Source organism: Dinoroseobacter sp. PD6, from assembly GCF_028807315.1.
Taxonomy (GTDB): domain Bacteria; phylum Pseudomonadota; class Alphaproteobacteria; order Rhodobacterales; family Rhodobacteraceae; genus Dinoroseobacter; species Dinoroseobacter shibae.
In genome coordinates this window covers 474531-497406 of the sequence record NZ_JARAMN010000002.1, presented here as the reverse complement: position 1 = coordinate 497406, position 22876 = coordinate 474531, and the positions used below count along the sequence as shown (strand labels likewise).

Sequence of the window (22876 nt, the reverse complement as noted above, 5' to 3'; positions counted from 1 at the left end):
TCGAAGACCTCATCGAAAACAGAATGAACAAGAAAGGATGAGGCCGCGGGCCCCTGATCCGACATGAAAAAAGGGCCGGTTCTGCCGGCCCTTTCCTTTTTCCCCCGGTTTCCCCCCGGTGCGTCAGGGCTTGATATAGGTGTAGCCCTGCATCTGCAGATGGCTCAACTCGGCCACGCCCGAGGGGACGATATCGTCCTCGAAAACTTCGAAGAGATCGTCCTCGTAGCTGATATCGCGCCCCACCAGCGTGTTGTTGCACACGGTGAACTGCGCATTCTGGCCGCGCAGGTTCAGCACGCGCGACTGCAACGCCGCGTTCGTCTTGGCACTGGCCAGCAGACCGACGCCGTCGCCATGCAGCACGACCTTGATCTCCATCTTCTCGGCCCCGACGGCGTTGATGTGGTTCTGGATATTGCCCATGGCGCCGAGATAGGCACGGTCACCCTCGCCGCCGGTGTAGTTGATGTGATAGACGACTTTCTGCGACGCATAGCGGTCGCCAGCACCGAGCGCGGCGCTGCCCATGACGATAAGCAACATCGCCGAAATCAGCCCCAGAATTCTGGTCATTTCAGTCTCCTCCCAACTGTGCCCGGTCTTTGCCGGGCCTTGAGCTTGGCATGGAGAGGACGGATCGCAAAGCCGTTTTCAGCCGGCCGCTGCACCCCGGGCCCCGCAAGGCCCGGAGCATGGGCAGCGTGTCAGACCAGCGCCCAGAGATCGGCCTCGCCGAGCCGGGCGAGGTCGTTGAACTGGTTGAGTTCGGCCAGGTCGGTGAACACCCGCACGTCCTCGATCCGTTCGGCCGTGATGCCGAGCGCGCTCAGCGCCTGCGCCTGCCCCTCGGTGGCCGAGGTCAGCGCGAAGGCCTCTGCGGTTTCCTCGGTGAGCACCATGGCCAGGGTGTCGAACCCGGCGCCGCCACGGAAGGTATTCTCGTCGAAGGTTCCATCGCCACCGATCAGGGAGGCTTCGCGGAAGATGAAGAGGTCATTGCCGCCCCCGCCCACGGCGAAGTCGGACCCCAGCCCGTCGATCAGCACGTCATCGCCAAGGCCCCCGCGGGTGACATCGTCGCCGGTGCCGCCGACCAGCACGTCATCGTCGGCACCACCGAACAGCACGTCGTCATCGGCCCCGCCCGAGATGATGTCACGCCCGAGCGCACCGAAGATGAAGTCGTCATCGCCCTCACCGAAGGCGATGTCATCGCCGTCCAGCAGCCCGAGCACATCGCGCCCGCCGCCTGCGAGCACCAGATCGTCCTCTTCGCTGCGCAGCGTGCGGATGCTGCTGCGGTCATTGCCGATGGTGACGGTGCCGGTCAGTGCGGCGGCATGGAAACTGCCCAGCACGCCGTGCACGGTATCGGTGGGATGCACCGGGTCGAAGAACGCCACCTGGTCCAGCGGCACACCGTCCAGCGCCGGATTGATCACCGGATCGGTCGGGTCGTCATCCAGCACCTTGACCTCGTCATAGGGTGCGGTGATCCCGAAGTTCAGCGGATCGTCCACGATGGTCGAGGTGATCGCCTCGATATCTACGTAGACCGCGTTGATGCCGGCCTCCTGCAAGGCCTCGACCCCGCGTTCGAGACGGGTGTTATGCAGCGACAGCACGATGTCGGCCACCGGCGCCAGAAGCGGATCGGCCCGCACGCCCGGGAAGAAATCGCCAGAAGGCAGGCTGTTGATCACGATCTGGCCGACGCCTTCATCCGCAAGACGCTGGGCGGCGTCGAGGGTCGCATCGGTGATCTGGACCATGAGCGCCAAGCCCTCGATCACGATCCGGTCGGGCGAGGACGGGGCGAAGTTGAGGTAGTCATTGGCGCCGATGAAGAGGGTCGCACTGCTGTCGGCCCGGTCCTGCCCCGCGGTTTCGGCGAGATACCGGTCCAGCTGCGCAGAGAGGTTGATGTCGAGATCGAGCCGCGGATCCTCCAGCGGGACGGTCAGAAACTCGGTCACGCCTGCGTTTTCCGCCAGGTCGCGCAGGGTCAGCTCCCCCAGCATGCGGGCGGCGCCGATGCCGAAATTCAGGGTCTCGCTCGCTCCGAGCAGGTCACTGGAATATTCGGCGAAGACCAGACCGTTGGTGAAGCGCTGATTGTAGCCGGCCGCTTCCAGCGGAACCGCGACGCTGGCGACATCGCTGGTCAGGGAAAATAGGGTGCCGTCATCTGTCAGGCTGTCGCCGAAAAATACCTTGGTGGAAAACGCGAAACTCATCAGCTGGGTGTCCTCTGTTGGTGGGCTGTGCCGGGTTTTCCCGGTCGTGGCGTCAAGTTTCGCCCGGGGCGGGCGATGTTGCAAACTTTTTCACGGACGGGTCACGTAGGGTCACGCTGCCCCCGCGCCCGGGTTGCGGCATGGTGGAAAACCGGCGTGCGCCCCTTTTCTCGCCCGGTACGGTGCCGTATAGGGGATCAAAACCACAAGAACGCGCATGGGGTCTCGGGGCTCTTGTATGCGGCTTTCAGACCACCCGATTGAGGACGGCATGACGAACAAGTCCCATGATGACGACGTAGCCTTTATCAAGGCTCTTGCGGAACTTCTGCGCGCGAATGACCTGAGCGAATTGCAGGTCAAGCGTGAGTATGGCGAGGATGACAGTCTGAATGTGCGGGTCTCCCGGCAGATGACGGCGGCCCCGGTCGCGGCGGCCATGCCGGTGGCGGCCCCGGCACCGATGGCCGCCCCGGTCGCGCCAGGCGCGGCGGCCCCCGCGCCCCTCGAAGGGGGCGACCCGGCCCAGGACCCCAATGCCCTGACCTCGCCCATGGTGGGCACGGCCTATCTGCAGCCCGAGCCCGGCGCGGCGTCCTTCGTGTCGACCGGCGACACGGTCAAGGAGGGCCAGACCGTCCTGATCATCGAGGCGATGAAGACCATGAACCAGATCGCGGCCCCCCGCGCGGGCAAGGTCACGCGGATCTTCGTCGAGGACGGCTCGCCCGTCGAATACGGCGCGCCCCTGATGATCATCGAGTAAGGCGGGCCGATGTTCTCCAAGATCCTGATTGCCAATCGCGGCGAGATCGCCCTGCGCGTGATCCGCGCCTGTCGCGAGTTGGGCATCCAGTCGGTGGCTGTGCATTCCACCGCCGACACCGACGCGATGCATGTGCGCATGGCCGACGAGGCGGTCTGCATCGGCCCGCCGCCCAGCCCGCAGAGCTATCTGTCGATCCCCGCGATCATTTCGGCCTGCGAGATCACCGGGGCGGAGGCGATCCATCCGGGCTACGGGTTTCTGTCGGAGAACGCGAATTTCGTGCAGATCGTGCAGGATCACGGCCTGACCTTCATCGGCCCCACCGCGGAGCATATCCGGGTGATGGGCGACAAGATCACCGCCAAGGAAACGATGAAGAACCTCGGCGTGCCTTGCGTGCCGGGATCCGACGGGGGCGTGCCGGACCTGGAGACCGCGCGCCGGGTGGCGGGCGAGATCGGCTATCCGGTGATCGTGAAGGCCACCGCCGGCGGCGGCGGACGTGGCATGAAGCTGGCCAAGACCGCCGAGGACCTGGACGAGGCGTTCCAGACCGCCCGGTCCGAGGGCAAGGCCGCCTTCGGCAACCCGGACGTCTATCTGGAGAAATACCTCAGCACCCCGCGCCATATCGAGGTGCAGGTCTTTGGGGACGGCAAGGGTGGCGCCGTGCATCTGGGGGAGCGGGATTGCTCGCTCCAGCGTCGGCACCAGAAGGTGTTCGAGGAGGCCCCGAGCCCGGTGATCGACGCCGAGACCCGCGCGCGGATCGGCAAGACCTGTGCCGAGGCCGTGGCCCGGATCGACTATGCCGGTGCGGGCACGATCGAATTTCTCTACGAGAACGGCGAGTTCTATTTCATCGAGATGAACACGCGGCTCCAGGTGGAGCATCCGGTGACCGAGGCGATCTTCGGCGTGGACCTGGTGAAAGAGCAGATCCGCGTAGCTGCGGGCTATCCGATGACCTTCAAGCAGGAGAACCTGCAGGTGCGGGGCCATGCGATCGAGGTGCGGATCAATGCCGAGAAAGTGCCCGCCTTCACCCCCTGCCCCGGCATGGTCACGACCTTCCACACCCCGGGCGGCCTGGGCGTGCGGATGGATTCGGCGCTGTATGGCGGCTATTCTATCCCGCCCTATTACGACAGCCTGATCGGCAAGCTGATCGTTCTGGCCCAGGACCGGCCCGCGGCGCTGGCACGGCTGAACCGGGCGCTTGGCGAGTTGATCGTGGACGGGATCGACACGACCGTGCCGCTGTTCCATGCGCTGCTGGCCGAGGAGGCCATCCAGACCGGAGACTACACGATCCACTGGCTCGAAGAGTGGCTGGAGACGGCGCAGATCTGACGCGGGCGCGCGCGGTTCTTCTGGACCGGGCGCGGGTGCGCCTCTAGGTTGTGGGCACGATGGCCCATGACATGTACCCCAATTCTCCGCCGCGGCTGACGCCCGACCTGCTGCTGCGTGGGTATATGGCGGGCATCTTCCCCATGGCCGAAGCGCGCGACGACGACGCGGTGTTCTGGGTGGATCCGCGCCAGCGCGGGGTGCTGCCGCTGGACGGGGTGCATGTGTCGCGCAAGCTGCGCCGGTTCATGGCGCGCACGGAATGGACGCTGAGCCTGAACCAGGACTTCGCCGGGGTCGTGGCCGGCTGCGCCGACCGGGACGAGACCTGGATCAACGACCAGATCTTCGACGCCTACACGGCCCTGCATGCCATGGGCTTCGCCCATGCGCTGGAGGTCCGCGAGGACGGCGCGCTGATCGGCGGGGTCTACGGCGTGGCGATCGGGACGGCGTTTTTCGGCGAGAGCATGTTCTCGCGGCGCCCGAACGGCTCGAAGGTGGCGCTGGTGGCGCTGTGCGCGCATTTGCGACGCTGCGGCTACACCCTGTTCGACACGCAGTTCGTCACCCCGCATCTGGCGACCATGGGCGCGGTGGAAATCTCGCGCGACAGCTACCGCGCGAAGCTGCGGGCGGCCCTGTCGGCCAAGGCCGACCTGACAGCGCGCCCCCTGCCCCGAACGCCCGCGCAGATCCTCGCGCCCGGCCCCGGACAACCCCGCTCCTGAGCCCGGCGCCGGCCCGCGTATTCCGGGCGCTTCGTGCGCTCTTGCGGGGCGTGTCGGCTTTCCACTAGGTTGTGCTGTGAGTGGGGCGCGCCGGACGCATGGCATCGTGACGCGCGCCGCCAGACGGCCCCGAAACTGGAACCAGACCAAGACCGGGAGGCCGTGACGTGACGCGTATTTCGAGCAGATTTCTCTGGGCCGGGGCTCTGGCCCTGTGGGCCGTGCAGGCCGCGGCCGACCCAGCCCCGGGGGGCGGATGGTCCTGGGCGGTCCAGGGCGGTGTGATGACCGACGACCGCGCAGCCGAAGCCCTGACCCCGACCCGGACAGAGTTGGAGCGCCAATTCGTGCTGGGCGGTGTGTTGGGCTATGACCGGCAGATCGGCACGAGCCGGTTCTCGGTCGGTGCGGAATTGCAGGCCAATGCCCATTTCGGAGACCAGGATTTCGTGGAATTCGCGCTGCCCGTCGCCCTGCGCTATCACCCGCGAGACAGCTGGTGGGATGCCTTCGACAGTTTCGCCTTCGGTCTCGGCCTGTCCCATTACACCGAAGTGTCCCAGTTGGAGAGGGCCAATTACGACGGGCAATCGCGGCGGACCCTGATCTATTGGTACCTGGAGGCGGAGTTTGCCGAGTTGTCGACCGGTGACACGGTGTTCTGGCGCTTGCACCACCGGTCGAATGGCTACGGGACGTTGAAGCCCAATGGCGGTTCGAATGCCCTGATGCTCGGGTATCGCAGGCCGTTTTAGGCCTTGTGTTCAGGGCCGCGCGGTCGGTCGCGGGGATTGCAGACCGGCGGCAACTTCGGGGGTGGCTTCTTCCTCCCCCGGGGTGGCACAGCGCAGGGCCCAGACGTCGTAGCGGTGATGATCAAGGGCGGCGAGCGCGGGCGAGGACGCGATCATCCAGCCGTCATAGAGCGGCGTGTCCCGCTCGGTGATCTGCAGGTGCACGAAGGCGTCAGAGGCGGGGTTTTCCTCAGGAAAGCGGCATTCGATCAAAGTGATGCTGAGCCGACCGCTCTGCCGGGCCTCACCGGCGGGGATTTCCAGGGTCTCGACGCGGCCGGTGGTCTTGTCGAGCACGCGGATCAGGCCGGCTTCGGCCGCGGAGACGCGCAGCTCCTGCTCGAAGGTCTGGAACTCCTCGTCGCGCAGGCGCAACTCCCCACCGAAGCCGTCCTCTTCGCCCTCGGCGCGTTCTTCGAGCTCATCGAGGGGCGAGATGATGATCGCCTCCTGCTGGGCCGCGGCCGCGCATCCGACCCAGAGCAGGGCAACCGCCAGCGTGGTGCGGATCACGAGCCGTCCCCGCCGACGAATTTCATCAGCAGCGACACGAGGCTGACCGAGCCCTGGGTGTCGATGAACTCGCCCCCGGTTTCCATGGCGAAGGGAGAGCCCCCGGGCAGGATTTCGATGAAATTGCCGCCCAGAAGGCCCTCGGAGGACACGGAGATCGCGCTGTCATCGGGGATCTCGATGTTCTCGGAGACCGAGATCGTGGTGTCGGCGCGGAAGGTTTCGGGATTGAGCGCGATGCCGGTGACGGTGCCGATCTTGACGCCCGCGAGGCGGACATCGGTGCCGATGGTGATCCCGTCGGCGGAGCGGAAACTGGCGGTCAGCGGATAGCCGCTGCCCCCGCCGGAAAAGCCCGTGGCGTTGGAGACGAAAAGGAGGAACCCGACCGCGGCGGCCAGAACGGCGCCGCCGACGACGACTTCGGTTTTACTGTGTGACATGCCCGTTCGGTGCCCTGTTGACTGGTTGGCGCCAGTCTAGCGCAGCTTCATTCCGGCTGCCATGCCTCATAATCCGCGCGCTCCACAGGCTTGGGACGGCGCAGGGAGCCCGCGGGGGCGTAGGCCAGCGGCGTGCCGGTGAGGTTTTCCTCATGGGGCTTTTCCCAGGACTTGCGCACCAGCGGCTTGGCGGTGGGCGGTTCTTTCCAGGTGAAATGCAGCCAGCCGTGCCAGTCGGGGGAGACGCGGCTCGCCTCGACCTCGCCGTTATAGATGACCCAGCGACGCTTGCCGTCCTTGGTCTGGAAGAAGCTATTGCCGGCTTCGTCCTCGCCCACCTTCTCGCCGTTGCGCTTGCTCCACAGGCGCATGCCCAGGGTCTCGGCGTTCCACCAGGTGATGAGTTGCAACAGGAACTTCATGATGCCTCCGGTCGGGTTGGCCCAGATATGGACGATTGCGGGGCTGGCGTCCAGCGACATGCGGACGCGGGGGACCGGTGGCGAGCGGGTTCAAGAGGCCAGCGAGAGGCCCTGTCGGCGGGCGATCAGGGCGGGGATCTTTTCCTTGAACTTGAAGAACCCGGCCTTGGCATGGGGCCAGGCGGCGGCATCGTGGTCGCGCAGTACCGGCACCAGCGGCAAATCACTATCGGCAAGGCGCGCGCGCAGCAGATCGCGGGCGGGGCCTTCGGGGGTGTAGGGCATGACGATCTGCGCCGCCCCTGCCCCGCGCGCCCAGGCGCCCAGATCTTCGGGCGCGGGCGTCACCGGACCCAGCCGGTCTGCGTAGCGCGCGCAGGTGCTGTCGAGGGCGGCAGAGGTCCAGTCCGTGACATGGGGCGCCACGGTCAGCGGCGAGCGTGCTGCGGCGCCATCGAGGATCGCGGTGGCCAGGGGCGGGTTGGCCATCTGGTCGAGCACGAAACCCGGCGACAGGTCATCCTCGGTCAGCACCAGCACCCAGGGCGCGTTCCGGTCGAGGGTCGGGGTGACAGGTGCGTCATCGGCCGGCGGATGGGGCGGGCCCATCAGGGGGGCGGGATCGGAGGCCAGCTGGTGGACCGGGCGGTGCCGCCCTTCGGTGTATTTCGAGATGTTGGACGCGCGCGCGGCGTAATTCTTGCCCTGGGTCTGCAACCCCGCGACCCAGCGCCAGCTCAGCGTGTTGGAGGCCGCATCCCCGTCGAGCAGGTGGCGCAGGAAGAAGTCGGCGCCCAGCTCCCACGGCAGGCGCAGGGTGAAGATCCAGATGGAGGCGAACCACATCCGCGCGTGATTGTGCATGTAGCCGGTCGAGACCAGTTCCCGCGCCCAAGCGTCGAACCCGTCGATGCCCGTCTCGCCCTTGCAGGCGGCCTCCCATTCGGCCCGAAGCCCGGATTCCACATGCAGCCGATCGAGCGCCTGGGACAGCCCGCCCTTGTAGGCCATCCAGACCGACGGGCGGCGTTCGAGCCAGCCTTTCCAGTAGGTGCGCCAGTAGACTTCCTGCACGAATTTCTCGGCCGACTTGAGGCTGTAGCGGCCCAGAACGGCATCGAGCACTTCGGCCTCGGTCACCAGCCGGTGGCGCAGATAGGGCGAGAGTTGCGAGACATGGGGGTGCCCCTGCTCGGGCAGGTCGTAGTTGCGCCCGCGGGTATAGTCGCCCGCCGCCTTGGGCAGGAAATCCCGCAGGCGCGCAAGCCCTGCGTCACGGGTCGGGGGGAAGGCTGTGTCCGGTGTCATGGGTCAGGAGCTATCGCGCCCCCGCCCGGGATCAAGGCGCGCCGTGACCCATGGTCGCGAGGCGCGTCTTTTTGCACCGCACCTTGCGCAACGGGGCGTTTTCACAAGCCCGACTTGGGGCCGGCACACGACCGCGGCAGAAGCGGTCGGATGCTCTTGTACCTCCCCGGACGGGCACATAACATCTTGTTGACACATAAACCTTAGAACCCCCCATACAGACTTGAGGCACCGGCATGCATGATCCCGTAGATACCTACATGAACCTCGTTCCCATGGTGGTCGAACAGACCAGCCGCGGCGAACGGGCCTATGACATCTTCTCACGACTGCTCAAGGAGCGGATCGTGTTCGTGAACGGTCCCGTCCATGACGGGATGAGCCAGCTGGTGGTGGCACAGCTGCTGCACCTGGAGGCGGAGAACCCGTCCAAGGAAATCTCGATGTATATCAACAGCCCCGGTGGCGTGGTGACCTCGGGCCTGTCGATCTACGACACCATGCAATACATCAAGCCGAAGGTCTCCACCCTGGTGGTGGGACAGGCGGCGTCCATGGGGTCGCTTCTGCTGACCGCGGGGGAGAAAGGCATGCGCTTTTCGCTGCCCAACAGCCGGATCATGGTTCACCAGCCCTCGGGCGGCTACCAGGGTCAGGCGACGGACATCATGATTCACGCCCAGGAGACCCAGAAGCTCAAGGATCGGCTGAACCAGATCTACGTCAAGCACACGGGCCAGCCCCTGAAAAAGGTGGTCGATGCCCTGGAGCGCGACAATTTCATGGATGCGGAGCAGGCCAAGGAATGGGGCCTGATCGACGAGATCGTCGAGAGCCGCGCCAACGAGGACACCAGCAAGTAACGCACCCCTTCCGGTGGGGCGGCCCCGGCTGCCCTGCCCTTGCCCCGGCCCCAAAAAATTGTGAAGTCCCAGAGGCCGGGGCGCGCCAATTTTTGGCATTGTGAAGCCCAGAGCCCTGCCCTAGCATGGCCCGAAACGCGCCCCCCTCGCGGCCAGGATGGCTCGATTTGACCGGATCGATCCGGGGGGCAACCGACGAGGTACCCGATGGCGAACAACTCCGGCGACAGCAAGAATACGCTCTACTGCTCCTTCTGCGGCAAGAGTCAGCATGAAGTGCGCAAGCTGATTGCAGGGCCCACCGTGTTCATCTGCGATGAATGCGTCGAGCTGTGCATGGACATCATCCGCGAAGAGACGAAATCATCCGGTCTGAAATCGTCCGAAGGCGTTCCGACGCCGCAGGAGATTTGCGATGTCCTCGATGATTACGTGATCGGCCAGAGCCACGCCAAGCGCGTGCTCTCGGTGGCGGTCCATAACCACTACAAACGTCTGAACCATGCGGGCAAGACGGATATCGAACTGGCCAAGTCCAACATCCTGCTGATCGGGCCCACGGGCTGCGGCAAGACGTTGCTGGCTCAGACGCTGGCGCGGATCCTCGATGTGCCCTTCACCATGGCGGATGCGACGACCCTGACCGAAGCCGGTTATGTGGGCGAGGATGTGGAGAACATCATCCTCAAGCTGTTGCAGGCGTCGGAATACAATGTGGAGCGCGCGCAGCGCGGCATCGTCTATATCGACGAGGTCGACAAGATCACCCGCAAGTCCGACAATCCCTCGATCACGCGGGATGTCTCGGGCGAAGGGGTACAACAGGCGCTTCTGAAGATCATGGAAGGCACGGTCGCCTCGGTGCCGCCCCAGGGCGGGCGCAAGCATCCGCAGCAGGAATTCCTGCAGGTGGACACGACCAACATCCTGTTCATCTGCGGCGGTGCGTTCGCGGGTCTCGAGAAGATCATCGCGCAGCGCGGCAAGGGCTCTGCCATCGGCTTCGGCGCCGATGTGAAGGAGAACGACACCCGCGGCGTGGGCGAGATGTTCGGCGAGTTGGAGCCGGAGGATCTGCTGAAATTCGGGTTGATCCCGGAATTCGTCGGCCGCCTGCCGGTGATCGCGACCCTCACGGATCTCGACGAGGACGCGCTGGTCACGATCCTGACCCAGCCGAAGAACGCGCTGGTCAAGCAGTACCAGCGGCTCTTCGAGTTGGAGGATGCGCAGCTGACCTTCACCGAGGATGCGCTGAACGCCATCGCCGGGCGCGCGATCGAACGCAAGACCGGGGCACGCGGCCTGCGCTCGATCCTCGAGGACATCCTGCTGAACACGATGTTCGACCTGCCGGGTCTGGACAACGTGGACGAGGTGGTGGTCAACGAAGAGGTCGTCTCGGGCGATGCGCAACCGCTGCTGATCTATGCCGAGCGCAAGGAAGAGCCCGCCACCGTGGGCTGATCCGGGCCCGCCCGTGGGGCGGTTCCTCGACCAAACACCGGACGCCGCTCTCGCAGGAGGGCGGCGTTTTTCATCCGCGCATTGTCCGTTCGAAGACAGGCACTTGCCCTACGAAGGGCGCGGTCTTGCCCTCCTTTTGCCGCGATGCCACGGTGCAGAAGGGCGATCGATCAACCGAGGACCACCTGCGTGACCAGCCACCGCTATGCCAGCCCCGATGTGATCCTGCTCGATATCCCGGGCACGGGGGCGCAGGCCTTGCGGGACAGCTTCGGCGCGGCGGTGGAGACGCGGCTGACCACCGGATTCGACGCGCCGGGGGTGCCCCGGATCGCTGCCGTGCGGCACCCGCTGGTGCGGATGGCGCGGATCATCGCGCAGTTTCGCGACGGCGAGAGCCCAGGTGCCAAGCCGCGCCTGCCCGGCCTGACATGGGAGGGCGCGCTGGAGATCCTGGAGAACCCGCGCACGCCCTGTGATCACAGCCGGTCCTATCCGCAGGCCCAGCTCAAGGCGTGCCTTGCGCCGCAGACCCACCCGATCCGGCGGTTGCACGCGGCCGATCACCTGATCCGCGCCGAATGCTTCGCCCAGGACTACGCCCGCGCGGCGGAGGCTTGCGCCCTGCCCATGCCCGCGCGCATCGTGGCCCATGCGCCGCTGCCCGAGATGTCACCCGAAGTGCAGGCGCGCGCCCTGCGCTTCTACAAGCGCGACTTCGAGACCCTCGGCTACCGTCCCGATGCGGATCGGCCGGTGCAGCCCGCTTCCCTGCCGGAGGCGCCGGGTGCGCAGGTCTGGGACCTGTGGCCTGCCTTCTTCGAGCAGCGCGACCTGCGCGCGGACGCGGCGGCGGCGGCCCTGCCGATGCCGGGCGTGCCGCTCGCCCCCTTCGCCAGCAGCCTGACCGGCGGGCGTCGCGGCGAGACCTGGGCCGGGCGGGAGGCGAACCTGATCCGGCATTTCCGAAAATTGCAGCCCGAGTTTGCCGACCAGTCCCGGTTGGCGCATCTGCTGGGCGCCGTGATCGTCGTGATGCGCCGGGTGCCGGATTGCCGCGAGGCGCATGCACTTTTCAACGAAATCACGGATGCTTATGCGCCACAGCTTGCGCAGGAGATGAAGCTCCGCTGGCTGGTGTCGGTCTGCGACAGCTTCGCCGATCACGGGGCGAGCCAGGCCCAGCGGGCCATGGGCATCGCCGGAAGCCTGCTGGCCAACACCCTGAAACTGACCGAGACGGAGCGCAAGATTTACGACATCCCGCGCCCCTGGCCGCCCAAGGCGCGGTGGGGCAAGGGCGGCGCGCTGTTCGACGGGATGATCTCCTACTGGGTGGAGAAGGGCGAGATGATCGACCTGATGACCGCGCGGCTGGAGGCGGTCTGCGCAGGTGACCCCCAGGCCGGACCGTTCACCCGCGAGATCATGGCCCGCGCCCATCGCCACAATACCGTCTACCGGCGGCTGGTCTCGCTTGCGGGCAAGCCCGCGCCGCCCCGGCTCGACCCTGAGTTGCAAAAGGATCTGCGCAAGCTGGTGCAGGAGCTGCTCTGACGCTCAGGGCATCTGTGCGGCGATCAGCTCGATCTCGACCTTGAACTCCGGGCGGGTGAAACCCGACACGATCATCAGGGTCGAGGCCGGCAGGTGATCGGGCACCGCCGAGAGCCAGGCGTCCCGCGCGGCCATGTAGCCCGCCATGTGGGCGCGGTCGGTGACATAGGCGTTGATCCGCACCACGTCCGCCCGCCCCATCCCGCCTTCCGCCAGCACCGCGTCGAGATTGGCGAAACACAGGGCGGCCTGGGCCTCGGCAGTGTCGGGGGCCACGTCATCGGGTCCGATCCCCAACTGCCCCGAACAGACCACGAGCCGCGCCCCCGCGGGCACCTCGACCCCGTGGGCATAGCGCGCAAAGGGCGGACGGATCGTATCGGGACTGAGCGGGCGCAGCATCGCGGACCTCCTGAGAACGGAACCATGACGTGACGCTGTCAGAGCAGAGGCGCGATGACCAGTCCGGACCCGTCATGCATCACTCCGGAAGCGCCCAGTTTTTGACCCTCCCGCCCGAAATGGGAGCGTTTACGCCGCCTAATTAGGCAGAATCATTGAGTGTCGCGCATGATTTGATGCCAAACTGCGCGCATGCTCTATTTTCAAAAAAAACACATACACCCGACAGGAGATCCCATGACACGTACTACCACTTCGCTTCTGGCGATCGCGCTCGTATGCGGCGCCTCCGCTGCCTCTGCCGAGAACGCCAAGGTCGTCTTCGGTACCAACTGGCTGGCCCAGGCCGAGCATGGCGGGTTCTACCAATCCGTGGCCGACGGCACCTATGCCGCTTGTGGTCTGGATGTCGAGATCATCTCGGGCGGCCCGCAGGTCAACAACCGGGCCCTGATGCTGGCAGGCCGGATCGACTATCACATGGGCGGAGACATGCTGCAGGCGTTCAACGCGGTGAAGGAGGACATTCCTGTCGTCATGGTCGCCGCGACCTTCCAGAAGCATCCGCAGGTGATCCTTGCCCACCCGGGCGAGGCCGAAAGTTGGGAAGAGCTGAAGGATCTGACCCTGTTGATCGGGGATAATGGCTTCACGTCCTACTACCAGTGGATGATCGCCGAGCATGGATTCACCGTGGAGCAGCGCCAGCCCTATACGTTCAATCCCGCGCCCTTCATCGCGGACAAGCGCGTGGGCATGCAGGGCTATCTCAGCTCCGAACCCTTCGCGGTCGAAAAGGAAGCCGGGTTCAAGCCCAACGTGTTCCTGATCGCCGATGCGGGCTTTTCCAGCTACGCCACTATGGTCGAGACCATGCAGGCCACGATCGACGAAAAGCCCGAGCAGGTGAAGTGCTTCGTCGAGGGATCGATCAAGGGCTGGTACAATTATCTCTACGGCGATCCGTCCGCGGCCAACGAACTGATCAAGGCGGCGAACCCGGACATGACCGATGACAAGCTCGCCTTTGCGCGCAACATGATGAAGGACGAGGGCATCGTGGACAGCGGCGACGCACTGGAGATGGGCATCGGCGCGATCAACCCGGACGTGGTGGCCGATTTCTACGCCAAGATGGTCAAGGCCGGAGTGATCGAGGACGGGCTCGACATCGCGGCGAGCTATACCACACAGTTCGTGAACCAGGGTTTGGGCATGGATCTCAAGCCCGGCGGCTGAGACCAGCCTGTCGAGACCTTTCGCGCGGCCCGGGATACGGGGCGCGCGATCCTGTGAAGTTCGTATGAAAGACGCAATGACCCTCGCCACTGCTGCACCGCTTGCGCCGCTCGATGCCCGTCCCCCGGTCCTGACGCTGTCCGGGGTGGACAAGATTTTCAACGGCGACGTGGTGGCCCTGCGCGACCTGAACCTGACGATCAACCAGGGGGATTTCATGTCCCTACTGGGCCCCTCGGGCTGTGGCAAGTCCACGGCGCTTCGGATCATCGCCGACCTGTTGCATCCGACGCGCGGATCGGTGGACTGGACCGGGCAGCATGACACGGGCGATCTGGGCGTGGTGTTCCAGGAACCGACCCTGATGCCCTGGGCCACGGTGGCGCAGAATGCGTACCTGCCCTACCGGCTGCGCGGCAGGCCCTACAACGCGGTCAAGGACGAGGTGCTGGAGGCGTTGAAACTCGTCGGTCTGGAGAAATTCCAGAACGCCTATCCGAGGGAGCTGTCGGGGGGCATGAAGATGCGGGTGTCCATTGCGCGGGCCATGGTCACGCGGCCCCGGCTGATCCTGATGGACGAGCCCTTCGCGGCCCTGGACGAGATCACAAGGTTCAAACTGAACAACGACCTTCTGGCCCTGAAGGAAAAGATCGGCTGCACGGTGATCTTCGTGACCCATTCGGTGTTCGAAAGCGTGTTCCTGTCGGACCGGATCGTGGTCATGGCGGCGCGGCCCGGGCGGGTGCTGCGCGAGGTGCAGGTCGACGCGCCCTACCCGCGCACCGAGACCTTCCGCACCAGCCCCGAATACGCCGCCCATTGCCGGGCGGCCTCCGATGCCCTGCAAGAAGCGATTGGAGCAGCAGCATGAGCCTTGCGGACCCGAGCCCCCTCGTGGACACGCCCGACGCCGACGAGCAGGCGCGCCTGCGCGCCCGCCGGATCGAGAGGATCGGCAAATGGTCCCTGCCGGTGATCGTCATGGCCCTGGGGATCTTCCTGTGGGACCGGATCGTGGTCTGGAACGAGATCCCCCATTACATCCTGCCGGGCCCGGGGCGGGTTCTGGACACGCTGATCGCCGATTGGGGGATCCTTTACGAGGCGTCGCTACTGACCGCCCGGACGACCATTCTGGCACTGCTTCTCGCCGTGATCGGGGGCGCAGGCCTCGCGATCCTGTTCAACCAGTCGAAAATGGTTGAGATGAGCTTCTACCCCTATGCGGTGATCCTGCAGGTGACCCCCGTGGTATCCATCGCGCCGCTGATCTTCATCTATGTCGACAGCAAGACCGCCGGAATGCTGCTCTGTGCGTGGATCGTGGCCTTCTTTCCGGTGCTCAGCTCCACCACGCTGGGCCTGAACTCGGTCGATCACAACCTGCGCGATCTGTTTCGCATCTATGGCGCGACCCGGTGGCAAAAGCTTTGGATGTTGCAGCTGCCTTCGGCGCTGCCCTATTTCCTCGGCGGGCTGAAGATCGCGGGCGGTCTGTCGCTGATCGGGGCGGTGGTGGCCGAGCTGGTCGCGGGCACGGGCGGGGTCGGCGCGGGGCTGGCCGCGCGGATCCAGGAGGCAGGCTACCGCCTGAACATCGCGCGGATGTTCGCGGCGCTCAGCCTGGTCGCGGCCATGGGGGTTTTCATCTTTGCAGCCCTGTCGGTTCTCAGTCATATGCTGTTGCACAAATGGCATGAGAGTGCCCTGACACGGGAGGGATGATGGACTACCGCGCATTGCCCAGCGGCGCCTTTACGATGACGAACGTGCATGTGCCCGCCTGCCTTTTGGGGCAGGACGGGGACCTGGTCAGGACCGAGATCTCCATCGATGCCCAAGGCGACCTGTCGGAGCCGCAGCCCATCGCGGTGGACATGGAAGGCGCGCTCGTGCTGCCGTGCTTCACCGACATGCACACCCATCTGGACAAGGGCCATATCTGGGGGCGCAGTCCGAACCCCGACGGTACGTTCATGGGCGCGCTCAGCACCGTGGCCGAAGACCGCGCGGCGCGCTGGTCGGCTGAGGATGTGCGGCGCCGGATGAGCTTTGCCCTGCGCTGCGCCTATGCCCACGGGACGCGGGCGATCCGCACGCATCTCGACAGCATTCCGCCGCAGGACGGGATCTCCTTTCCGCTCTTTCGCGACATGCAGGCCGAGTGGGCGGGCCGGATCGAGTTGCAGGCGGTCTGCCTGATCGGCTGCGATCACTTCTCGACCGACGGGCCGTTCAAGGCCACCGCCGATCGGGTGGCCGAGACCCCCGGCGGGGTTCTGGGCATGGTGACCTACCCGGTGCCGGACCTGATCGACCGGCTGCGCGGCTTCTTCGCCATGGCCGCCGAGCGGGGTCTTGCCGCCGATTTCCACGTGGACGAGACCATGGATCCGTCGTCCGAGACCCTGCGCGCGATTGCCGAGACCGCCCATGAGGTGGGGTTCGACGCGCCGATCACCGTTGGCCATTGCTGCTCGCTCGGCACGCAAGACGAGGCCCGGGCGCTGGACACGCTGGACCTGGTGGCGAAGGTGGGGATCAACGTGGTGTCCCTGCCCTTGTGCAACCTCTACTTGCAGGACCGTCATGCGGGCCGGACCCCGCGCGGGCGCGGCATCACGCTCGTGCATGAGATGATGGCGCGGGGCATTCCCGTGGCCTTTGCCTCGGACAACACCCGCGATCCGTTCTACGCCTATGGCGACATGGACATGATCGAGGTGATGCGGGAGGCGACGCGGATCGGGCATCTCGATCATGGGCGCTTCGACTGGGTGCGGGCCTTCACCGCGACCCCGGCGGCGATCTGCGGTTTCGACGCGCCGAGCCTTGCGCCCGGCGCGCCTGCGGACCTGGTGATCACCCGCGCGCGGAGCTGGAACGAGTTCTTCTCCCGCCCGCAAAGCGACCGGATCGTGCTGCGCGGTGGCGAGCCCATCGACCGCACCCTGCCCGAATACGCCGAACTGGACGACCTGATGGAGACGCCCCAATGACCATGCCCGACAACGTGGCCGCCGCAAAGGCCGCCCTCGCCCATCTCGATATCGAGCAGAACGAGAACGCGATCAAATCCAAGAGCCGGGATTTCTTCTGGTACTCGCCGGTGTTGAAGGCGCGGATGGATCACCTGGTCGCCGACTTCGTGGTCAACCCGCGCAATGAGGCCGAGGTGATCGAGGTGCTGCGGGTCTGCTATGCCCATGACGTGCCGGTTACCACCCGCGGTGCGGGCACCGGGAATTACGGCCAGGCCATGCCCATGCGCGGCGGCTGCGTCATGCATCTGCGGCATATGACGGCCGTCAAGGAAATCGCGCCCGGTCGCGTGATCTGCGAGCCGGGTATCCTGCTGAAGGATATCGATGCCGCCTGCAAGGACCATTCGGGCCAGGAAATCCGGATGTTCAGCTCCACCTGGGCGACGGCGACCATCGGCGGGTTCATCGCCGGGGGGTCCGGCGGGGTCGGGTCCTGCACTTGGGGGTCGCTGCGTGATCTCGGCAATATCATCCGGTTGCGCGTCGTGACCATGGAGGAAGAGCCGCGGGTGCTGGAATTCCGCGGCGAAGAACTGGCGCGCGTGTCCCACGCCTACGGCACCAATGGGATCATCACCGAGATCGAGATGCCGCTGGCCCCGGCCTATGACTGGGTCGAGATGTTCGTGGCCTGCGAGGATTTCATGGACGCCGCGCGGTTTGCCGAGGAACTGGCCAATGAAGACGGCATCCTGATCAAGCTCGCCAGCGTTTACGAAGCCCCCGCGCCCTTCGACTATTTCCAGCGGCTGAAGGGGCATGTGACCGACAAGGACACGGTCATCGGCCTGATGGTCGCACCGCACTCCATGGACGGGTTCGAGACTTTCCTCGGGCGGCGGCCGCAGGCGCGGGTGATCTATCGCTCCGACGACAATGACTGGGCGCGCGGGCCCGGGCCGGTGTTCGAATATGGCTGGAACCACACGACCCTGCGCGCGCTCAAGGTCGACCCGAGCATCACCTATCTGCAGGTGCGCTATGGCTTCCCCGAGCATCTGAACCTGGTTGAGAAGATGCGCGACGAGTTCAGCCCGGAGGTGTTGCAGCATCTCGAAGTGCTGCGCGAGAACGGCAAGGTGATGTTCGCGGGGCTGAGCCTGGTGAAGTTCACCACCGAGGCGCGGCTGGACGAGATCGTCCGCATCCACGAGGAGGCAGGTGCCATGATCTTCAACCCGCATCGCTACACCCTGGAGGAAGGCGGGCGGCAGACCGTGGATGACCGACAGCTGGCCTTCAAGCGCGAGGCGGACCCCAAGGGATTGCTCAACCCGGGCAAGATGATCGCTTGGGACGATCCCGATTTCGATTTTTCGGAAATGTACGCCTATCCGAAGATGACGGCGGCGGAGTGACCCGCGGTTTTCACAATGTGGGCTGCGCCCAGGGCAATACACGCGTCTGGGGGGCTTTGCCCCCCGGCTGCGCCGCAGCCTCCCCCCAGGATATTTTCGGACTTGAGTGGCGCCGGACATGAGCCTCGGGCGGGTTCTGGTGCTGGCCGCGCACCCTTGTGCGGAGAGTTTTTCGCAGGCCTTGCACCGGACGGTGGTGGAGACATTGCGCGCACGTGGCTGGGAGGTGGACGATTGCGACCTCTATGCCGAAGGGTTCGATCCGGTCCTGTCGGAGGCGGAGCGGCGCGGCTATCACACTTCCCCCGACAACATCGCCCCGGTCGCCGACTACGTCGCGCGGGTGCGGGCAGCGGATGCGTTGGTGATGGTGTTCCCGGTGTGGAATTTCGGCTATCCCGCCATTCTGAAAGGCTTTCTCGACCGGGTCTTCCTGCCGGACGTGTCCTTCAAGCTGGTGGATGGTAAGGTCCGGCCCAATCTGACGCATATCAAACGGCTGGCGGCTGTGACAACTTACGGGGGTACGCGTACCCGTGCGTTGCTCGCAGGGGACCCGCCCCGTCATTGCGTCAAGCGGGCTGTCTGGCACGTTTGTCGCCCGTTCAAGATGCGGTACCTCGCGCTTTATGACATGAACCGCGCGAGCCATGCCAAGAGGGTCGCTTTCCTGTCGAAGGTGACCCGGGAGATGGAGGCTTTCTGATGCGCGCCTTGGTCGTGTATTGCCATCCCAAAGAGGGAAGTTTCAACGCCGCCGTGCGGGACACGGTTCTGGACAAGCTGCAGCGCCGGGGGGCGGAGGTGCGGCTGATCGATCTCTATCAACGTCAGTTCGATCCGATCCTGCCGGCCTGCGAGTTCGATGCCTATCTCGACTGCCCGGCGAATGTGGCGCCTGTCGCCCGCGACGTGGCGGACCTGCGCTGGGCCGATACGCTGATCTTCGTCTATCCGACCTGGTGGTACGGGCTGCCCGCGATGCTGAAAGGCTGGCTCGACCGGGTGCTTCTGCCCGATGTCGCCTTCCTGATGCCCGATGCGGAGAACAAGGACATCCGGCCCGGTCTGACCAACATCACCTCCATGGGGGTTTTCACCACCTGCGGGGCGAGCCGGTGGTTGACCTCGCTGGTGGGCGCACCCGGACGGCGGACGCTCACGCGCGGTGTACGGCTGATCTGCGCCAAGGGGTGCAAGGTGCATTTTGCAGCCCATTACCTGATGGACAGCTCGACCCCGGAAAGCCGGGCGGCGCATCTCGTGAAGGTGGGCAAGGCCATGGACAAGCTGATCGGCAAGGCACCCTCCCGCAGGGGCAACAAGACGGCGGTGGCGTGATGGAGGTTCCGGTTCTCGATGGCGCGAAGCTGACGCGCGACCCGCAGGGGCTGTCTGCGGAGCTTGGGGCCGCGGCGCGCGGGCCCGGGTTCTTCTTGCTGACCGAGCACGGTATCCCCGAGGCCCTGATCACGGCGGTCTTTGCCGAGGGGGACCGGTTCTTCGACCTGCCGAGCGCCGAGAAGGCGCGCGTGGCGATCGATGCCACCAACCGGGGCTGGGCCGCGGAGGGCACCGAGCGGCTGGATCCCGAAGGCGGGGCTGTGGACCGCAAGGAAGCGTTCAACATGGGGCTCGACCTGGCGGCGGACGACCCGCGCGTCCTGGCGGGCGAGCCGTTTCGGGCGGCCAATCGCTGGCCGGAGCTGCCGGGTTTTGCGCCGACGCTGCGCCGCTATTTCGAGGCGGTGCAGGCCTTGGGCGTGCAGGTGATGGGGCTGGTGGCGCGCGACCTGGGCCTTGCGCCGGACCATTTCGACCGCGATTTCGATGCGCCCATGGCGACGCTGCGGCTGTTGCGGTATCCTGCGGGCGATCCGGCCGCCGGTATCGGCGCGGGCGCGCATACGGATTACGGGGCGCTGACCTTCTTGCGCACCGACGGTGTTCCCGGGTTGCAGCTGCGGGTGCGCGGCTCGGACGCCTGGACGGACGTGCCCGATGTGCCCGGGGCCTATATCGTCAATATCGGTGACTGCCTGATGCGCTGGTCGAACGACACCTATGTCTCGACCCCGCACCGGGTGTTGCCGCCGCCGCGCCCGCGCCGGTCGCTGGCCTTCTTCCTCGACCCCAATCCCGATGCGGTGATCTCCGCCCTGCCCGGCACCGGTGCGCCGAAATACCCCGAGACCACGGGTGCGGATTACCTGCGCAGCCGTCTGGAGGCGACCTATGGCTGAGCGACGGCATTGGTGGGCGGAGTACCGCACGACGGAGTTTGACGGTCTGGACCCGAAACGCGTCATCGCAATCCTGCCCACGGCCGCGATCGAGCAGCACGGACCGCACCTGCCCACGGGCACCGATACGATGATCATGGCCGGGATGCTGGACGCGCTCTGCGCCGCTTTGCCCGAGGACCTGAACATCCGCATTTTGCCGATCCAGGCGGTGGGCAAGTCGAACGAGCATATCCACGCCCCCGGCACCCTGACCCTGGAGGCGGAGACCGCCCTTGGTGCCTGGCGGGAAACCGGTCTGTCGGTCGCGCGCGCGGGGCTGCGCAAGATCGTCTGCGTCAACTCCCATGGCGGCAACCTGGACCTGGTGTCGATCCTCAGCCGCGAGCTTCGCGTGCGGGCCGGGATGTTGGCGGTGAAGACCCAGTGGATGAGCTTCGGCACGCCGGAGGGGATGTATTCCGACACCGAGCGCGCCTTCGGCATCCATGGCGGGGATGTGGAAACCTCGCTGATGCTGCATTTCCAGCCCCATACCGTGGACATGGCGCAGGCGCGGAATTTCACCTCGACTGCCCAGGGCGCCCCGATCTCGCCCATCGGGCCGGTGAGCCTGGGCTGGGTGTCGTCGGACCTGAACGCCGCCGGCACCGTGGGCGATGCCAGTGCCGCCACCGCCGCCAAGGGGGAGGCGACCTGTGCCCATCAGGTGGGGGGCATGATCGACCTGCTCAGGAAGCTGCGCGACCTGCCCCTGGACGGGATCGCGCCAACCTACCCTGATCTCTGACACGAGGCGGCGCCACGCCCTTCTGCCGAAGCAGGCGCCGCCTCGGTGCCCGCGGCTCAGATCACGATCAGATCGAGCGGCGGGAAGCCGTTGAAGCCCACGCTGGAATAGGTGGTGGTGTAGGCTCCGGTGGCCTTGATCAGGATGCGGTCGCCCGATTGCAGCGCCATGGGCAGGTGCACGGGCCGCTGCTCGTAGAGCACATCGGCGCTGTCGCAGGAGGGACCGGCCATGATGCAGGGGCCGGTTTCGCCGCCGTCATGGGGGGTGACGAACTGGTAGCGGATCGCCTCTTCCATGGTTTCGGCCAGACCCGAGAACTTGCCGATATCCAGGTACACCCAGCGGCACAGATCGTCCTCGGATTTGCGCGACACCAGCAGCACTTCGGCCACGATCATGCCCGCTTCGGCCACCAGACCCCGGCCCGGCTCCGCCATCACGGTGGCATCGCCGAACCGCGCCCGCACCAGCGCGCCGACGCGCCCGGCATAGGTCTCGGCCTCCAGGATCGGATCGCCGTAGAATGCCGGGAAGCCGCCGCCGATATTGATCAGGTTGAGGTCATGGCCCCGGGCGCGGCCCGCGTGCCAGATCTCGGCCATCTGGTCGAGCGTGTCGGACCACATGCCGGGATCGCGGGTCTGGGAGCCCACGTGGAAGCTCAGGCCCACCGGGCGCAGGCCGAGAAACGCCGCGCGGTCCATCAGGCGCAGGGCGGTGTCGGGCGCGCAGCCGAACTTGCGCGACAGCGGCCAGTCGGCCCCGGTCGCCCCCACCAGCACACGCAGGAAGACCCGCGCGCCCGGCGCATGGGCGGCGATCTTGTCCAGCTCGGCCTCGGCATCGGCCGCAAAGAGGTCGATCCCGTGGGCATGGGCGAAGGCGATGTCCGAAGGACGCTTGATCGTGTTGCCAAAGGAGATCCGCGCCGCGGTGGCCCCGGCGGCCAGGGCCAGTTCGATCTCGCCGCGGGAGGCCGCGTCGAAGCCGCACCCCTCGGCCGCCAGCGCGCGCAGGATCTCGGGCGCCGGGTTGGCCTTCATCGCGTAATGGATCAGCGTCCCCTGCCCCAGGCCATGCGCCAGCGCGTGGTATTTCGCCACCACCGCATCGCAGTCGAGCACCAGCGTCGGACGGTCGAAGATCCGGCCGTCGATAAAGCCGCGCAGGCGCGCTTCCACGGTTTCGATGGGTGCAAGGGGACGGGAACGGGCGAGCCCGGTTACGTAAGCGTTCATGGTCATCTCCATCAGACCCGGGCCCCGGAGGTCCCGACCAGTACCAAAGAAGACGTTACCGTCGCTACATAACCTGCTTGGACCTTTTGCGGTCCG

The 22876-nt window shown here is 66.0% G+C and carries 24 protein-coding genes; 16 read left to right on the top strand and 8 right to left on the bottom strand.

Features of this window, described 5'->3' with window-relative positions:
- Nucleotides 1–123: 123 nt before the first annotated feature.
- Both PVW48_RS05765 and PVW48_RS05760 read right to left on the bottom strand, forming a co-directional pair.
- Entirely contained in the window at nucleotides 124–576 is a 453-nt protein-coding gene (locus PVW48_RS05765) for a DsrE family protein (protein ID WP_274580647.1), read from the bottom strand.
- Nucleotides 577–707: 131 nt separating this feature from the next.
- The gene (locus PVW48_RS05760; protein ID WP_274580646.1) at nucleotides 708–2240 is read right to left on the bottom strand and encodes an SGNH/GDSL hydrolase family protein; all 1533 of its coding nucleotides are present in this window, start codon (nucleotides 2238–2240) and stop codon (nucleotides 708–710) included.
- A gap of 271 nt (nucleotides 2241–2511) precedes the next feature.
- On the opposite strand from PVW48_RS05760, the gene accB reads away from it, so the two are divergent.
- The 4 genes from accB to PVW48_RS05740 all read left to right on the top strand — a co-directional run bounded on the left by accB (nucleotide 2512) and on the right by PVW48_RS05740 (nucleotide 5848).
- On the top strand, nucleotides 2512–3006 hold the full coding sequence (gene accB / locus PVW48_RS05755) for an acetyl-CoA carboxylase biotin carboxyl carrier protein (RefSeq protein WP_044028497.1): 495 nt from the start codon (nucleotides 2512–2514) through the stop codon (nucleotides 3004–3006).
- 9 nt (nucleotides 3007–3015) lie between these two features.
- Nucleotides 3016–4362, top strand: coding sequence for an acetyl-CoA carboxylase biotin carboxylase subunit (gene accC, locus PVW48_RS05750; RefSeq protein WP_012178067.1), 1347 nt, complete (start codon nucleotides 3016–3018; stop codon nucleotides 4360–4362).
- A gap of 59 nt (nucleotides 4363–4421) precedes the next feature.
- Nucleotides 4422–5093 carry a leucyl/phenylalanyl-tRNA--protein transferase gene (gene aat, locus PVW48_RS05745; RefSeq protein WP_274580645.1) on the top strand — a complete coding sequence of 224 codons (672 nt, stop codon included), beginning with the start codon at nucleotides 4422–4424 and terminating at the stop codon, nucleotides 5091–5093.
- Between the two features lie 167 nt (nucleotides 5094–5260).
- Complete coding sequence (locus PVW48_RS05740; RefSeq protein ID WP_274580644.1) at nucleotides 5261–5848, top strand: hypothetical protein; 588 nt, start codon at nucleotides 5261–5263, stop codon at nucleotides 5846–5848.
- 9 nt (nucleotides 5849–5857) lie between these two features.
- On the opposite strand, the gene PVW48_RS05735 is transcribed toward PVW48_RS05740, so the two are convergent.
- The 4 genes from PVW48_RS05735 to PVW48_RS05720 form a co-directional block, all read right to left on the bottom strand.
- Nucleotides 5858–6400, bottom strand: coding sequence for a DUF2155 domain-containing protein (locus tag PVW48_RS05735; RefSeq protein ID WP_012178064.1), 543 nt, complete (start codon nucleotides 6398–6400; stop codon nucleotides 5858–5860).
- Nucleotides 6397–6843, bottom strand: a complete 447-nt coding sequence (gene mlaD / locus PVW48_RS05730) for an outer membrane lipid asymmetry maintenance protein MlaD (RefSeq protein ID WP_012178063.1) — start codon at nucleotides 6841–6843, stop codon at nucleotides 6397–6399. Before mlaD ends, PVW48_RS05735 begins: the two co-directional genes overlap by 4 nt.
- A 47-nt stretch (nucleotides 6844–6890) precedes the next feature.
- Nucleotides 6891–7265 carry an NADH:ubiquinone oxidoreductase subunit NDUFA12 gene (locus tag PVW48_RS05725; RefSeq protein ID WP_274580660.1) on the bottom strand — a complete coding sequence of 125 codons (375 nt, stop codon included), beginning with the start codon at nucleotides 7263–7265 and terminating at the stop codon, nucleotides 6891–6893.
- 90 nt (nucleotides 7266–7355) lie between these two features.
- On the bottom strand, nucleotides 7356–8573 hold the full coding sequence (locus PVW48_RS05720; protein WP_274580643.1) for an FAD-binding domain-containing protein: 1218 nt from the start codon (nucleotides 8571–8573) through the stop codon (nucleotides 7356–7358).
- 236 nt (nucleotides 8574–8809) lie between these two features.
- Between PVW48_RS05720 and PVW48_RS05715 the strand changes: the two genes are divergently transcribed.
- The 3 genes from PVW48_RS05715 to PVW48_RS05705 all read left to right on the top strand — a co-directional run bounded on the left by PVW48_RS05715 (nucleotide 8810) and on the right by PVW48_RS05705 (nucleotide 12460).
- Nucleotides 8810–9436: an ATP-dependent Clp protease proteolytic subunit gene (locus PVW48_RS05715; RefSeq protein WP_012178060.1), complete on the top strand. Its 627-nt coding sequence runs from the start codon at nucleotides 8810–8812 to the stop codon at nucleotides 9434–9436.
- Nucleotides 9437–9643: 207 nt separating this feature from the next.
- On the top strand, nucleotides 9644–10903 hold the full coding sequence (gene clpX / locus PVW48_RS05710) for an ATP-dependent Clp protease ATP-binding subunit ClpX (protein WP_012178059.1): 1260 nt from the start codon (nucleotides 9644–9646) through the stop codon (nucleotides 10901–10903).
- Between the two features lie 189 nt (nucleotides 10904–11092).
- Nucleotides 11093–12460: a hypothetical protein gene (locus tag PVW48_RS05705; RefSeq protein ID WP_274580642.1), complete on the top strand. Its 1368-nt coding sequence runs from the start codon at nucleotides 11093–11095 to the stop codon at nucleotides 12458–12460.
- 3 nt (nucleotides 12461–12463) lie between these two features.
- Here the strand turns inward: PVW48_RS05705 and PVW48_RS05700 are convergent, their stop codons facing one another.
- Entirely contained in the window at nucleotides 12464–12862 is a 399-nt protein-coding gene (locus tag PVW48_RS05700; protein ID WP_274580641.1) for a RidA family protein, read from the bottom strand.
- A gap of 237 nt (nucleotides 12863–13099) precedes the next feature.
- Between PVW48_RS05700 and PVW48_RS05695 the strand changes: the two genes are divergently transcribed.
- The 9 genes from PVW48_RS05695 to PVW48_RS05655 all read left to right on the top strand — a co-directional run bounded on the left by PVW48_RS05695 (nucleotide 13100) and on the right by PVW48_RS05655 (nucleotide 21539).
- Nucleotides 13100–14101: an ABC transporter substrate-binding protein gene (locus PVW48_RS05695; protein WP_274580640.1), complete on the top strand. Its 1002-nt coding sequence runs from the start codon at nucleotides 13100–13102 to the stop codon at nucleotides 14099–14101.
- Between the two features lie 76 nt (nucleotides 14102–14177).
- On the top strand, nucleotides 14178–14975 hold the full coding sequence (locus PVW48_RS05690; RefSeq protein WP_274580639.1) for an ABC transporter ATP-binding protein: 798 nt from the start codon (nucleotides 14178–14180) through the stop codon (nucleotides 14973–14975).
- Nucleotides 14972–15829, top strand: a complete 858-nt coding sequence (locus tag PVW48_RS05685) for an ABC transporter permease (protein WP_012178054.1) — start codon at nucleotides 14972–14974, stop codon at nucleotides 15827–15829. The genes PVW48_RS05690 and PVW48_RS05685 overlap by 4 nt, the downstream gene beginning before the upstream one ends.
- Nucleotides 15826–17103, top strand: coding sequence for a cytosine deaminase (locus tag PVW48_RS05680; RefSeq protein WP_338020463.1), 1278 nt, complete (start codon nucleotides 15826–15828; stop codon nucleotides 17101–17103). The genes PVW48_RS05685 and PVW48_RS05680 overlap by 4 nt, the downstream gene beginning before the upstream one ends.
- Nucleotides 17100–18506, top strand: a complete 1407-nt coding sequence (locus PVW48_RS05675) for an FAD-binding oxidoreductase (RefSeq protein ID WP_274580638.1) — start codon at nucleotides 17100–17102, stop codon at nucleotides 18504–18506. Before PVW48_RS05680 ends, PVW48_RS05675 begins: the two co-directional genes overlap by 4 nt.
- Nucleotides 18507–18624: 118 nt before the next feature.
- The gene (locus PVW48_RS05670; protein ID WP_274580637.1) at nucleotides 18625–19212 is read left to right on the top strand and encodes an NAD(P)H-dependent oxidoreductase; all 588 of its coding nucleotides are present in this window, start codon (nucleotides 18625–18627) and stop codon (nucleotides 19210–19212) included.
- Complete coding sequence (locus PVW48_RS05665) at nucleotides 19212–19847, top strand: NAD(P)H-dependent oxidoreductase (RefSeq protein WP_012178050.1); 636 nt, start codon at nucleotides 19212–19214, stop codon at nucleotides 19845–19847. Before PVW48_RS05670 ends, PVW48_RS05665 begins: the two co-directional genes overlap by 1 nt.
- A complete protein-coding gene (locus PVW48_RS05660) occupies nucleotides 19847–20749 on the top strand; it encodes an isopenicillin N synthase family dioxygenase (RefSeq protein WP_274580636.1) in 903 nt (300 codons plus the stop codon). The genes PVW48_RS05665 and PVW48_RS05660 overlap by 1 nt, the downstream gene beginning before the upstream one ends.
- Nucleotides 20742–21539: a creatininase family protein gene (locus PVW48_RS05655; RefSeq protein ID WP_274580635.1), complete on the top strand. Its 798-nt coding sequence runs from the start codon at nucleotides 20742–20744 to the stop codon at nucleotides 21537–21539. The genes PVW48_RS05660 and PVW48_RS05655 overlap by 8 nt, the downstream gene beginning before the upstream one ends.
- 56 nt (nucleotides 21540–21595) lie before the next feature.
- Here PVW48_RS05655 and PVW48_RS05650 read toward each other — a convergent pair whose 3' ends face one another.
- On the bottom strand, nucleotides 21596–22786 hold the full coding sequence (locus PVW48_RS05650) for a type III PLP-dependent enzyme (protein WP_274580634.1): 1191 nt from the start codon (nucleotides 22784–22786) through the stop codon (nucleotides 21596–21598).
- Between the last annotated feature and the right edge of the window lie 90 nt (nucleotides 22787–22876).

Bases quoted from the DNA above. Each gene is read 5' to 3' on its own strand.
- PVW48_RS05765 (WP_274580647.1), bottom strand. From the start codon at position 576: ATGACCAGAATTCTGGGGCTGATTTCGGCGATGTTGCTTATCGTCATG.
- PVW48_RS05760 (WP_274580646.1), bottom strand. From the start codon at position 2,240: ATGAGTTTCGCGTTTTCCACCAAGGTATTTTTCGGCGACAGCCTGACA.
- accB (WP_044028497.1), top strand. From the start codon at position 2,512: ATGACGAACAAGTCCCATGATGACGACGTAGCCTTTATCAAGGCTCTT.
- accC (WP_012178067.1), top strand. From the start codon at position 3,016: ATGTTCTCCAAGATCCTGATTGCCAATCGCGGCGAGATCGCCCTGCGC.
- aat (WP_274580645.1), top strand. From the start codon at position 4,422: ATGGCCCATGACATGTACCCCAATTCTCCGCCGCGGCTGACGCCCGAC.
- mlaD (WP_012178063.1), bottom strand. From the start codon at position 6,843: ATGTCACACAGTAAAACCGAAGTCGTCGTCGGCGGCGCCGTTCTGGCC.
- PVW48_RS05725 (WP_274580660.1), bottom strand. From the start codon at position 7,265: ATGAAGTTCCTGTTGCAACTCATCACCTGGTGGAACGCCGAGACCCTG.
- PVW48_RS05720 (WP_274580643.1), bottom strand. From the start codon at position 8,573: ATGACACCGGACACAGCCTTCCCCCCGACCCGTGACGCAGGGCTTGCG.
- PVW48_RS05715 (WP_012178060.1), top strand. From the start codon at position 8,810: ATGCATGATCCCGTAGATACCTACATGAACCTCGTTCCCATGGTGGTC.
- clpX (WP_012178059.1), top strand. From the start codon at position 9,644: ATGGCGAACAACTCCGGCGACAGCAAGAATACGCTCTACTGCTCCTTC.
- PVW48_RS05700 (WP_274580641.1), bottom strand. From the start codon at position 12,862: ATGCTGCGCCCGCTCAGTCCCGATACGATCCGTCCGCCCTTTGCGCGC.
- PVW48_RS05695 (WP_274580640.1), top strand. From the start codon at position 13,100: ATGACACGTACTACCACTTCGCTTCTGGCGATCGCGCTCGTATGCGGC.
- PVW48_RS05690 (WP_274580639.1), top strand. From the start codon at position 14,178: ATGACCCTCGCCACTGCTGCACCGCTTGCGCCGCTCGATGCCCGTCCC.
- PVW48_RS05685 (WP_012178054.1), top strand. From the start codon at position 14,972: ATGAGCCTTGCGGACCCGAGCCCCCTCGTGGACACGCCCGACGCCGAC.
- PVW48_RS05680 (WP_338020463.1), top strand. From the start codon at position 15,826: ATGATGGACTACCGCGCATTGCCCAGCGGCGCCTTTACGATGACGAAC.
- PVW48_RS05675 (WP_274580638.1), top strand. From the start codon at position 17,100: ATGACCATGCCCGACAACGTGGCCGCCGCAAAGGCCGCCCTCGCCCAT.
- PVW48_RS05670 (WP_274580637.1), top strand. From the start codon at position 18,625: ATGAGCCTCGGGCGGGTTCTGGTGCTGGCCGCGCACCCTTGTGCGGAG.
- PVW48_RS05665 (WP_012178050.1), top strand. From the start codon at position 19,212: ATGCGCGCCTTGGTCGTGTATTGCCATCCCAAAGAGGGAAGTTTCAAC.
- PVW48_RS05660 (WP_274580636.1), top strand. From the start codon at position 19,847: ATGGAGGTTCCGGTTCTCGATGGCGCGAAGCTGACGCGCGACCCGCAG.
- PVW48_RS05655 (WP_274580635.1), top strand. From the start codon at position 20,742: ATGGCTGAGCGACGGCATTGGTGGGCGGAGTACCGCACGACGGAGTTT.
- PVW48_RS05650 (WP_274580634.1), bottom strand. From the start codon at position 22,786: ATGACCATGAACGCTTACGTAACCGGGCTCGCCCGTTCCCGTCCCCTT.